We start from the raw sequence: 12,485 nt of genomic DNA on the forward strand, positions 1-12,485 counted from the left end.
AATCCTTTGTGAAGTGTTGCTTTTAGACGGGACATCGCGCCACAGGTGCAAGGCTTGCAAGTTCTGATCATTTAGTATACCGCCGCATACAATTAGGATCCTCGGGCGTTCATAACGTCTTTGAGCCCCTGCTAATCGAGCCACATATACCGGAACGAGCCATGAGCCTTTACACCAACTACCTCGACGAAATTGAAGCCCGCAAAGCGCAGGGTCTGCATCCGAAACCGATTGATGACGGCGCGCTTGTCAAAGAGCTTGTTAAACAGATCAAGGACGTCGATCATGCGCATCGTGCGGATTCTCTAAACTATTTCATCTATAATACGCTGCCCGGCACGACCAGCGCCGCTGGCGAGAAGGCGCGTTTTTTGAAAGAGATCATTCTGGGCGAAGCGCTGGTTGACGAAATTTCAGTACCCTTTGCCTTTGAACTGTTGTCGCACATGAAAGGCGGTCCTTCGGTTGAGGTTCTTCTTGATCTGGCTTTGGGTGGTGATCCCGAGATCGCAGGGCAGGCGGCCGAAGTGCTGAAAACACAGGTCTTCCTATATGAGGCTGATACGGATCGTTTGAAGGAGGCGTTTTCTGCCGGAAATCCGGTCGCGCGCGACATTCTTGAAAGCTATGCGCGGGCCGAGTTCTTCACCAAGCTGCCCGATATCGAGGAAGAGATCAAAATTGTCACGTATATCGCTGCCGAGGGCGATATTTCGACTGACTTGCTGTCGCCGGGCAACCAGGCACACTCGCGCTCGGATCGGGAGCTGCATGGCAAGTGCCTAATCTCGCAGCAAGCGCAAGACGAGATTCAAGAATTACAGCGCCAGCACCCAGATAAACGCGTAATGCTGATTGCTGAGAAAGGGACAATGGGAGTTGGCTCGTCCCGGATGTCGGGCGTCAACAACGTGGCGCTTTGGACCGGTAAGCAGGCCAGCCCATATGTGCCATTCGTAAACATTGCCCCGATCGTGGCCGGCACGAACGGTATCTCTCCGATCTTTCTGACCACCGTTGGTGTGACGGGCGGGATTGGTATCGACCTGAAAAACTGGGTCAAGAAAGTCGATTCCGAGGGGAATCCGATCCTCAACAATGACGACAGCCCTATCCTGGAGCAAAAGTACTCGGTCGAAACCGGGACAGTGCTCACAATCAATACGAAAGACAAAAAGCTTTATGACGCCGATGGCGCCAAAGAGCTTGTTGATATTGCCTCGTCCTTCACTCCGCAAAAGCAGGAGTTCATGAAGGCCGGCGGATCCTACGCCATCGTGTTCGGCAAGAAGTTGCAAACATTTGCAGCACAGACACTGGGAGTCGAGCTGAAGTCGGCATTTGCGCCTTCGAAAGAGATCAGCCGAGATGGACAGGGCCTGACCGCGGTCGAAAAGATCTTTAACCGCAACGCTTTGGGAGTAGTGGAAGGCACGGTCTTGCACGCCGGGTCGGACGTACGGGTCAAGGTCAACATCGTAGGATCGCAGGACACCACTGGCCTGATGACCTCGCAAGAGCTTGAGGCGATGGCGGCGACCGTGATTTCTCCAACCGTCGATGGTGCGTATCAGTCCGGTTGCCACACCGCCTCGGTCTGGGACAAGAAGGCGCAAGCCAACATCCCCAAACTGATGGCGTTTATGAACAATTTCGGCCTGATCACAGGGCGCGATCCCAAGGGTGAATATCACTCGATGACCGACGTGATTCACAAGGTTCTGAACGATATCACCGTGGATGATCGCGCCATCATCATTGGGGGCGACTCGCACACGCGCATGTCCAAAGGTGTGGCTTTCGGGGCGGATTCGGGCACCGTTGCCTTGGCACTGGCCACGGGCGAAGCAACCATGCCCATTCCGGAATCCGTGAAGGTGACGTTCAAAGGCAAAATGGCCGATCACATGGATTTCCGCGACGTGGTCCACGCGACACAGGCGCAGATGCTGAAGGCTTTCGGCGATAACGTGTTCCAAGGGCGTATTATCGAAGTTCATATCGGAACCCTGCTGGCGGATCAGGCTTTTACCTTCACCGACTGGACGGCCGAGATGAAGGCGAAGGCTTCGATCTGTATTTCCGAAGACGAGACCCTGATCGAGTCACTGGAAATCGCCAAAGGTCGGATTCAGATCATGATCGACAAGGGCATGGAGAATGAGGCGCGGATCCTGCAAGGCCTGATCGACAAAGCCGACGCACGTATAGCCGAGATCAGATCCGGCGCAGTTCCAGCCCTGAGGCCGGATGAAAATGCCGCGTATTTTGCCGAGCTGGTCGTTGATCTGGACGAGATCAACGAGCCCATGATCGCCGACCCTGATGTGAACAACGCGGATGTCTCCAAGCGTTATACGCACGATACGATCCGGCCTGTTTCCTACTACAAAGGGGAAAAGAAAGTGGATCTGGGATTTGTCGGGTCTTGCATGGTCCACAAGGGTGATCTGATCATCGTGTCGCAGATGCTTAAGAACCTTGAGAAGAAGGAGGGCAAGATTGAATTCAAAGCCCCTCTGGTCGTCGCGGCACCAACCTACAACATCGTTGATGAGTTAAAGGAAGAAGGTGAGTGGAGCATTCTTCAGGAATATTCCGGTTTCGAATTCGACGATCTTTTCCCCAAGACATCAGCGCGAACCGAATACGAAAATACGCTGTATCTTGAGCGTCCGGGCTGCAACCTTTGCATGGGTAATCAGGAAAAGGCTGAGAAAGGTGATACTGTTCTGGCGACATCTACTCGCTTGTTCCAAGGGCGTGTTGTCGAGGACTCGGAAGATAAGAAAGGTGAATCCCTTCTGGCTTCCACACCGGTAGTTGTACTGTCTGCCATCCTCGGGCGAACTCCGAAAATCGAGGAATACAAGGCCGCTGTCGAAGGGATCGACCTGACCCGCTTTGCACCTCCGGTCGCCAAGCCCGCAAATTCCAATTCGGCACATTTCTGATTGGAAAAGGCCGGTCGCCGCTCAGGCGCACCGGCCTTATGCTGTCTAATAGAATCCATTCTGAATCGATAAGTCTAGCAATGCTTGTATTGCGGAATGAGATTTAGCCATTTCAGTAGGGTCATGATCCCCAACCAATAGAGACGGTTTCCGCGAGAGCGATGTCTGCGAGAAAGACCTTTGGGCAGCCTTCATAGCGCGTTGCGCCGCGTCTACAGCCCTTGAGCCTGCCGAACATGATTTCAACGCGGTTTTGCCGCTTGCATCTGCGTTTGTCGTATTTGAAGTTGTACTTTGTTGCTTTCGGCCTGGAATGCCAGCGCGTACCCCCTTGTCTTGTGAAGACTCCCTGAACTGGTTTGCATCAGAGCCGCGATCTGCGAGGTGAGTCCAAGCAGAAATCAACGATCTTGACTGACATTGGGGTTGACGCAAAGGGATTCATACTCGCGACGATCCATAGAGCTAAAAATACGGGTTCGCTAGAAACGTTGACAAGCATTGTGGATGGTCTGGAGGCGGTTGCGAAACAAAATCCGGTTGTCTTGCCATTTCATCAACGTACTGCCGCAAGGATAAATGGAATCGGTCGTAAATTCGAATATGTCTAAACGATAAACCCAGTCGGGTACTTGGATATGGTCGCTCTAGAAAGCAATGCGGTGCTGGTTTCTACGGGCTCTGGCGGAATGCAGAAAGAAGCGTATCTCTACGGCGTCCCATGCGTCACTATTAGAACGGAAACAGGGTCGATTGAGCTTGATGAAAGCGGCTGGAATCGTGTCGATTCGCCCATGGAAGGGAATATCGAAGGTGGAACCGTCAGTGCGATAGGGACTACCGGAAATCAGGTGGAAATCTATGGTGATGGAACCGCATCACAACAAATCGCACAGATATTGGCCGCGCGAGCTTAAATACCGTCTTAAATACCGTCATAGAGCGCCGCCAACTTCTTGGCTTGCGCGGGCCAGCTGTAGGACTCCCAAAGCTTCATTCTGTTGTCGGCGCTCAACGTAAAGCGTTCAGGATGATCAAGGACATCCCGAATAGCTTCAGCAATGCTCTGGGGGTCGGTTTCATCCATTGCTCGCCCCAAACCGAGCGATTCTGTAAAACGGCGCATGTCGGGAAGATCGGAGACGCAGATCGGCAATCCTGCAAACGCGGCTTCGAACAGCTTATTGGGCATTGCAAACCGATAGCTTAATGACGCATCTTGAATCGGAATGACGGCAACATCTGCGGTACTAATCGCTATGGGTACATCTGGAGCAGCCACTGGTGGAAGCAAGGTAACGCGATCATCCACTCCTAAGTCATGAGCAACACTCATGAACCACTTGTCGTTTCTATGGTTTCGTGGCCCCATCGTAGCTAACTTGACCTCAGGAAGTTGAACCAGAGCCTCAAGGACTTTATCTAGCCCACGATGTGACGTTTGAATGCCGCCAGTAAAAATAATCAAGGGCGACCCGTCAGCAACGTTTGCCTGAGCACGGATTGAAAGCTGATCCAACTCCTGTTTATTACGACTCTCCATGTAATCGACATCTATCTCTGGAGCATTGAGGATAAGTGTCGGACTATCTTTGAAGCGTTTGGCATACAAATCTGCGATGGACGACGATACGGTGATCATATAGTCGACGAAGGGGAGGCAATCGTCTTCTAGGCTTTCGGCGAAGTTCGATCCATTCGACGGGTTCTTTGTAGCGCGCGCGGGCTCATACTCATGGGCGTCATAAACAAGTTTTGCGTTGAACTGCCTGGCAAGTACGACGCCTGCAGGGAGACAATATATATCATGAGCGTGGATGACGTCAGGGACCTCATCAAATTTAAGGTGGCAAAGGTTTTCTGCGTAAATCAATGATTCCAACTGATAGAGTTTAAAGAAATTTTCTCTGACTTTTCGGGCCATCAACATAAATGACTTGAGGTTTTTCGGGCCTTTTCCAAATCCAAGTCCAAGCCGTGTTTTCCAAAGCAGCCGCTTGTGTACGAGTTTTCTAGCCCGCCTTTCATCACCGCCGAAGTTTTTGTAGTACATAGGGTCAAGCTTTTGGACGTCTTCGTCCGTCAGAAAAGTCTTCAACCAGGTTTTCAAAGAATTCAGCTGAATAGCGGATTCGACATACGGTACGACACGTTGCTCGACTTGAGCGGACGTGCCCTCCATAAACGAGAAACGTTCAAGCAAATTTTCAGTGATGTTCTCACAAGACTGCCAGTTGAATCGAGTGATCCGAATGCCATCGATGCTGTCTTCTTGCGGCAAGCCCCCTGGCCAGTCGCAGAAGATATGTACGTTATGGCCCGCTGCTTGAAGCGCGCGCGCTTCTTTAAGAACGCGCGCATCCGCCGTTATCTCGTGGTAGGTAAGACAGAATACGGTTTTTTTAAATTTTGCGCGGGTGTCTGACATCGGTCGAAGATCAATCTAGCTTTGACAATTCCGAACCGCTCTAACAGAGGTTGATCGGGGTTTCCAGCGTCATTGGCGATGCTTGAAATGCCTTCCTCTCTTGACTTCCCAAAGAAATTCTTGGAAGCGCTGTAGCACAATTTGAGCACTTGGGACGCACCGAATGAGCAACTTTGCATTGATAGGAACCGCAGGATACATCGCGCCGCGCCACATGAAGGCGATAACGGATACCGGAAACACGTTGTTGGCTGCTCTGGACACAAGCGACTCCGTTGGGATTATCGATAGCCACTTCCCCGATGCACATTTTTTCACAGAGTTCGAGCGTTTTGATCGCTATGTTGACATGTTACGTCGCAGCGAAGCGGGCAAAATTGACTATGTCTCGATCTGCTCGCCGAATTACCTCCATGACAGCCACATGCGGTTTGCATTGCGTTCTGGCGCCGATGCGATCTGTGAGAAGCCGCTGGTGTTGAACCCAGAGGATATCGATGGCCTGGAAGCGATTGAGCAAGCGACTGGACAGACCGTAAACACGATCCTGCAGTTGCGCGTACATCCCTCGATCATTGCTCTGAGGGACAAGATTCGAAACAGCCCCAAGGATACCAAGTACGAGGTCGATCTGACTTACATCACTTCCCGTGGACGTTGGTATCTGGAGAGCTGGAAGGGGGATGTCCGCAAATCTGGCGGTATTGCCACCAACATCGGCGTGCATTTCTTTGACATGCTGCACTTCCTCTTCGGAGATCTTCAGGCGAACCATGTGCATCTCAATGCCCCGACCAAGGCCGCGGGCTATCTTGAGTTTGAACACGCCCGGTGCCGTTGGTTCTTGTCGCTGGACGTAAATGACGTTCCGGCAGAGGCGCGAGAAACCGGAGCCAGAACCTATCGCTCCATCACTATTGATGGGGAAGAGATCGAATTCTCGGGCGGATTTGCCAACTTGCACACGCGAAGCTACGAAGAGATTCTGAACGGGAACGGGTTTGGATTGAATGAAAACCGGCCTGCAATTGCGATGGTCAGCCATATCCGCAATGCCTCGATCGAAGCAAGCAAAGGTGAGCAGCATCCGAAGCTGATGAGCAGCACGGTACTCTGATCAAACGGATCGTCTGCACGTTATCCCACCACCCATGACGTTTTGGGCACTGGGCAATACAGGGAAACGGTCCGCCCAGTTATTAGTACTGCGGTAATTCGTGCCAAACAGACCCGTTGTATTAAGTCTTTGCCGACGAATAAACATGGTCGAGCGGTGCCGGATTATGTATGGGAAACTGCAGAGGTACAGCTTGCAGAAATTCCTCAAGAACCAATAGGGCGTTTTAGCGATGCAATTTATTGACCTGGCGGAACAACAGAAACGTATCAAGGATCAGCTTGATGCTGGCATTGCCAATGTGTTGGCGCATGGAAAGTACATTCTTGGCCCAGAAGTGGCTGAACTAGAGGCACGGCTGACTGCCTTTACGGGAGCTAAACATTGCATCACCTGCGCGAATGGAACGGATGCATTGCAAATTGCTTTGATGGCGCTTGAAGTCGGGCCGGGGGATGAGGTCATCACGCCCGGATTTTCATATATCGCCACGGCTGAAGCCGTCAGATTGCTGGGCGCAAAGCCGGTTTATGTCGATATCGACCAGACTAGTTATAACCTTGATCCCAACAAGCTTGACGCTGCGATCACACCCCGGACAAAGGCAATTATACCGGTGTCGCTGTATGGCCAACCTGCTGATTTCGAACGAATTAACGAGGTAGCTGTGGCAAACGGCTTACCTGTCATCGAGGATGCTGCTCAGAGCTTTGGCGGATCTTTGCGTGGCAAACGGTCAGGAAACCTGTCAACGATTTCCTGCACCAGCTTTTTCCCATCGAAACCCCTTGGCTGCTACGGCGATGGTGGTGCTATCTTCACCTCGGACGATGATCTGAGCATCATTCTTCGCCAGATTGCCCGGCACGGGCAGGACCGGCGTTATCACCATATCAGGGTTGGCGTTAACAGCCGCCTGGACACGTTGCAGGCTGCGATCCTGCTGTGCAAGCTGGATATTTTCGAGGATGAACTGGTCCTGCGAGACACCGTCGCGGACCGTTACAAAGTGCTACTGAAGGAAACCAATATCGCCGCTCCGACGCTGATGGAGGGGGCGACCAGCGCCTGGGCGCAGTACACGATACGCGTGGACAATCGTGAGGATGTGCAAGCTAAGCTCAAAGACGCCGGGGTTCCGACCGCTGTGCATTATCCACTGCCGTTGAACAAGCAACCAGCTGTTTCTGACCCAAATGCCGATTTGCCTGTTGGCGATCAGGCCGCCGCAACAGTGATTAGCCTGCCGATGCACCCGTATCTGCAGGAGAATTCGCAAGAGCAGATAATCGAGGCACTGAAAAAAGCGATCTGATCGCGCTGACGGTTTAATCGGTGCTGGGGCCGGCGAATTCAGGTTTAGGCAGGTTCGCAGGTTCTATTTACCGTAATATGCGCGATACCAGTCCACGAAGGCCTGTATGCCGTCCCTGATTTCGGTTTTTGGGCGATAACCGGTCAGGCGATGCAGCAGATCGGCATTGGCCCAAGTTGCAGGCACATCGCCCAACTGCATCTCCATATAGTTTCGGATCGCGGGTTTGCCGAGGCTTTCTTCGATGGCGCCGATGAAATCCAACAAACGCACTTTGTCTGAATTTCCAATGTTCACTATGCGATAGGGAGCGACCGGGCTCAGGCTGTCACCTTCGGCGATGTCTTCGGGGGCTTTGGGGCGAACAGGCACAACGTCGATCAGCAGAGAGATTGCGCGCACCAGGTCATCCACATAGGTGAAATCACGATACATGTCGCCGTGGTTGTAGATGTCTATCGGGCGGTCGTTGAGGATCGCGTCCGTGAATTTGAAGAACGCAAGGTCCGGGCGCCCCCAAGGACCGTAGACTGTGAAGAAGCGGAACATTGTCGTCGGAATATTCCAAAGATGGGCATAGGAGTGTCCCATCGCTTCATTTGCCTTTTTGGTGGCTGCGTACATAGTGAGTTGATGATCTGCTTTTTCGCACTCGTCGAAGGGCATGTCAGGATTTGCCCCGTAGATCGACGAAGTCGAAGCCATCAGCAGATGCCGCACTTTGTGCCGCCGCGCAGCTTCCATAACGTTGAACGTCCCGACAACATTGCTTTCGACATAGGCGCGCGGGTTTTCCAGGCTATACCGGACGCCAGCTTGCGCTGCGAGATGGATGATCACGTCCGGTTCAAAAGCATCAGCGATCTGGTCGAACTTGGCGGTATCTTCCAGCATCCCTTCATCGCACGAAAAATTTGGGTTCTCCAGCAACAGCGCATGTCGGCTCTGTTTGAGGCGGACATCGTAATAATCAGTCATCCCGTCAAAGCCATGAACCCGGCAACCGTTCTCAAGCAAAAGTTTGGCAAGATGGAACCCGATAAATCCGGCAGTACCTGTGATCAGAACCTTTTGCATGAGGTATTTCCTTGTTTCGGGGCATCGCGCGTGCGTTCGAAGGCACATATGACGCCAAGAGCCGAAGGGCTCAAGCGGTCATTTCTTGGCTGAGCGAGCATGCATCACTGGTGGTGTGCATTGCAATCTTCAACAAGCCTTCAACCGGGCCAAGGAAGCGAGTAGGTTTTGACATTCGTAAAGAACCTCATGGCCTCGATGACCCCTTCTTTGACACCATTGCCCGAATCCTTGATGCCCCCAAAGGGGGACATTTCGATACGGTATCCGGGTTGTTCCCAGATATTGCAGGTGCCCACGTTCAGCCCATTGATATAGGCAATTGCGCGGTTCAGGTCATTGGTACATACCCCCGACGACAGGCCGTACACAGTAGAGTTCGAGATGCGCATGACCTCGTCATCGTCGTCGGGCACGCGAATGATGGGAATAATGGGGCCGAAAGTTTCCTCCATCACTAACGCAGAGTCGTGGGGAACGTCGTCGACCACGATCGGCGGCAGCAGCGCGCCCTGACGTCCAGGGTGGTAAAGGACTTCTGCTCCCGCTTTCTGGGCCAAGTGAACACGATCTTCGAAAAGCTTGGCCGCTTCCTCGTGGATCACGCAACCCAGCTCGGTCTCTGGATCCTGCGGATCTCCGAACCTGATTTTTTTGGCCTTCTCCAGCACCAAAGGCACGAAGGTGTCCGCGACACTCTCTTGCACCAGAATTCGCTTGATCGCAGTGCAGCGCTGTCCCGAATTGCCGGTGGCCCCGGCTACGGCGATCGTTGCGGCCCTGTCTAGATCGGCATTGTTGAGGTCATTCAGAACAATCAGTGGATCATTACCGCCCAACTCCAGCGCCTGACGTTTGTAAACCGCCTTCTCTGCGATCATCTTGCCCACGCGAACACTACCGGTGAAGGTTATGATGTCGATGTTTTCATTGGTGATCATCTCATTCCCAATGTCCTGTGGCCAGCCAGTGACCACCTGAAACATCTCAGGTGGCAGGCCTGCCTCATAAAGAATATCGGCCAGCGACAGGCAGGTCAGAGGCGTCAACTCGGTCGGTTTGCAGACCATGCTGTTATTGGTGGCGATCGACGGAGCAACCTTGTGGCTGACCATGTTGAGTGGATGGTTGAACGGAGTGATCGCGCTGATCGCGGTCACAGGCTCGCGCATCGTGAAAATCTTGCGGGCTTTACCATTTTGGGTCAGATCGCACGCAAAGATTTCGCCATCATCCTTCAGTGCCTCGGCCGCCGCAAATTGAAAGACATCCTGCGCGCGCTTGGTCTCGTAGATCGCGTGTTGATGGCAGATGCCAAGCTCAAGCACCAGCCATTTGCTGAGGTAATCGCGACGTTCACCAATCAGCTCTCCAGCCCGTTGCAGGATTTGGCTGCGTTCATAGCGGGTCAGTTCGGGCTTGTAGTGGGCCGCAATTTCGAAGGCGCGGCGCGCGTGTTCAGCCTGCCCTGCGGGCACATGGCCCACGACCTCATTGGTATAGGGGTAGTGAACCGGGATGGTCTCAGCGGTAAAGATGATCTCGCCACCAATTCGCATCCCTTCATTACGGATTTCGGTGACTGCCATGGCAAGAACCATCCAATGAAATCGGACCGCGTACCGGTCTATTACTCTGAAAACACATCAAACGCCTTCAACGCCTTGGCGCTGTAGGCGTAAGACGGGCCGCCGCCCATATAGGTGGCCATTGCCAGCGCTTCGCACAGCTCTTCGCGGGTCGCACCCAGCCGCACCAATGAGCGGACATGAAAACCGATGCAGCTGTCGCAGCGCGTCGCGATGGCAATCCCCAACGCCATGAATTCCTTTGTCTTTTCACTCAGCGCACCATCTGTTTTGGCCGCCTTACCCATGATGCCGAAACCACGCACGGTTTCGGGCACTTCTTTCGAGAATGCACCAATATTGGCCTCGGTCTCGGCCATGAAGTCTTTCCAGTCCATCTTATGCTCCTTATCCGCGCTCATCTGCGCCCATCCGGCGCTCGAGCCAACGCACACCGGCGCTGATGATCAGTACCAGCACCAGATACTCGAAGATCAACAAGGTATAGATCTCAAGCGGGCGGTATTCCGTCACTACCAGCTCATTCGCACGGCGTGTCAGTTCTTGCATGCCGATGACGCTGGCGAATGCGCTCATCTTCACGATGTAGATGAACTGGTTGGCCAGCGGCGGCAGAATGCGCCGGATCGCTTGCGGCAGGATCACATAGCGCATGGTCTGAAAATAGTTCAGGCCAATCGTCTGCGCCGCCTCGCTTTGCCCTTTTGCGATAGATTGTATACCGGCACGGTAGATCTCGGCGGTAAAGGCGCTGTCCGATATCGCAAGGGTGATAATTGCGCCCCAGAAGGGATCGATTGGGATGTCCATACCCATCGACTGAAAGACAATCGGCAACCCGTAGAACACCCAAAACAGCATAGGCAACAGAGGGATCGAGCGGACAAATTCGACATATACGCGGTTTACCAGCCGCCAGCCGCGCTTTTCCGACAGACCCGGCAGGGCAACCAGCAATCCAATGACAATCGACAAAATCGCCGCAATCAGCGAAATCTGAATGGTTGCACCCATGCCCGAAATCAGGAATTTTACATTGGTCCAGCCTGAAGCCGTGGTTGGATCGATGACGTACCAACCCCAGGTCTGTGAGGACGAACAGCCCGTGATCAGCATGAAAAGGGGAAGGAAGAGAAGTGTTTTTTTCATCGGACCCAACTCAATGCTGCAGAATTTGGCTCAGGAATTTCTGACACCGCTCAGACTTTGGATTGGTGAAGAAATGCTCGGGCTTACCTTGTTCGACAATCTCGCCTGCATCCATGAACACCATGTTGTCGGCCACTTTTCGGGCAAATCCCATCTCATGGGTCACCACAACCATGGTCATGCCTTCCTCGGCAAGTTCAACCATCACGTCGAGCACCTCGGAGATCATCTCAGGGTCGAGCGCTGAGGTGGGTTCGTCGAACAAAAGGACCCTGGGCTCCATGCAAAGCGAACGGGCAATTGCCACTCGCTGCTGCTGTCCACCCGAAAGCTGTATCGGGCGCTTGTCGGCCTGATCGGGTATATGAACACGTTCGAGGTAATGGCGCGCTTTGTCTTCGGCTTCTTTTCGGCTCAACCCGCGGGCCTTGATGGGGCCAAGGGTCAGGTTTTCCAGCACTGTTAGATGCGGGAACAGATTGAATTGCTGGAACACCATGCCAACTTCTGACCGGATGGTGGCTGCAGATTTGGCATCATCGTTCAGTTCGACCCCATCGATGCGGATGGTGCCCTTTTGATGTTTCTCAAGCTGATTGATGCATCTTACGACCGTTGATTTACCCGATCCGGATGGGCCGCAGATCACAACCTTTTCACCACTGTTGACTGTCAGGTTGATGTTCTTGAGCACGTGAAATGTGCCAAACCACTTGTCTACGTCGACAAGCTCGATCGCTGCGTTTGGCATCTGCTGGCCCACTTGTGATTACTATGAGTTAATTAGTTGCTTGAGGTTATCTTTTTCTTTACGCTTAAATCAAGAAGCAATGTCGTAATAAAAGACTAACGCCAC

Annotated in this window: 9 protein-coding genes and 2 pseudogenes; 4 read left to right on the forward strand and 7 right to left on the reverse strand. The window is 52.9% G+C overall.

Going from position 1 to position 12,485, the window contains the following annotated elements:
• Positions 1–161: 161 nt before the first annotated feature.
• A complete protein-coding gene (locus ACR0EN_RS07255) occupies positions 162–2,954 on the forward strand; it encodes a bifunctional aconitate hydratase 2/2-methylisocitrate dehydratase (RefSeq protein WP_170818347.1) in 2,793 nt (930 codons plus the stop codon).
• 74 nt (positions 2,955–3,028) lie between these two features.
• Here ACR0EN_RS07255 and ACR0EN_RS07260 read toward each other — a convergent pair.
• Positions 3,029–3,338, reverse strand: a pseudogene (locus ACR0EN_RS07260) (transposase); the annotation flags it as partial.
• Positions 3,339–3,364: 26 nt separating this feature from the next.
• Here ACR0EN_RS07260 and ACR0EN_RS07265 point away from each other — a divergent pair.
• Positions 3,365–3,871 (forward strand): annotated as a pseudogene (locus ACR0EN_RS07265) (UDP-N-acetylglucosamine 2-epimerase).
• An 8-nt stretch (positions 3,872–3,879) separates the two neighbouring features.
• Here the strand turns inward: ACR0EN_RS07265 and ACR0EN_RS07270 are convergent.
• The gene (locus tag ACR0EN_RS07270; RefSeq protein WP_480585936.1) at positions 3,880–5,382 is read right to left on the reverse strand and encodes a glycosyltransferase family 4 protein; all 1,503 of its coding nucleotides are present in this window, start codon (positions 5,380–5,382) and stop codon (positions 3,880–3,882) included.
• A gap of 163 nt (positions 5,383–5,545) precedes the next feature.
• Between ACR0EN_RS07270 and ACR0EN_RS07275 the strand changes: the two genes are divergently transcribed.
• Positions 5,546–6,499, forward strand: a complete 954-nt coding sequence (locus tag ACR0EN_RS07275; protein WP_480585939.1) for a Gfo/Idh/MocA family protein — start codon at positions 5,546–5,548, stop codon at positions 6,497–6,499.
• Positions 6,500–6,731: 232 nt separating this feature from the next.
• Complete coding sequence (locus tag ACR0EN_RS07280; protein ID WP_170596636.1) at positions 6,732–7,814, forward strand: DegT/DnrJ/EryC1/StrS aminotransferase family protein; 1,083 nt, start codon at positions 6,732–6,734, stop codon at positions 7,812–7,814.
• A gap of 63 nt (positions 7,815–7,877) precedes the next feature.
• Here the strand turns inward: ACR0EN_RS07280 and ACR0EN_RS07285 are convergent, their stop codons facing one another.
• From ACR0EN_RS07285 to ACR0EN_RS07305, 5 genes are all read right to left on the reverse strand, one after another.
• Entirely contained in the window at positions 7,878–8,891 is a 1,014-nt protein-coding gene (locus ACR0EN_RS07285) for an NAD-dependent epimerase/dehydratase family protein (RefSeq protein ID WP_480585942.1), read from the reverse strand.
• Between the two features lie 140 nt (positions 8,892–9,031).
• Positions 9,032–10,480 (reverse strand): phosphonoacetaldehyde dehydrogenase, encoded by a 1,449-nt coding sequence (phnY, locus tag ACR0EN_RS07290; RefSeq protein ID WP_170818343.1) that lies wholly within the window; start codon positions 10,478–10,480, stop codon positions 9,032–9,034.
• A gap of 41 nt (positions 10,481–10,521) precedes the next feature.
• Positions 10,522–10,857, reverse strand: a complete 336-nt coding sequence (locus ACR0EN_RS07295) for a carboxymuconolactone decarboxylase family protein (protein WP_170422754.1) — start codon at positions 10,855–10,857, stop codon at positions 10,522–10,524.
• Positions 10,858–10,867: 10 nt separating this feature from the next.
• Positions 10,868–11,629 carry an amino acid ABC transporter permease gene (locus ACR0EN_RS07300; protein WP_170393882.1) on the reverse strand — a complete coding sequence of 254 codons (762 nt, stop codon included), beginning with the start codon at positions 11,627–11,629 and terminating at the stop codon, positions 10,868–10,870.
• A gap of 10 nt (positions 11,630–11,639) precedes the next feature.
• Positions 11,640–12,380: an amino acid ABC transporter ATP-binding protein gene (locus ACR0EN_RS07305; RefSeq protein ID WP_170407352.1), complete on the reverse strand. Its 741-nt coding sequence runs from the start codon at positions 12,378–12,380 to the stop codon at positions 11,640–11,642.
• Between the last annotated feature and the right edge of the window lie 105 nt (positions 12,381–12,485).

It is taken from the genome of Ruegeria sp. AB7 (assembly GCF_056542625.1).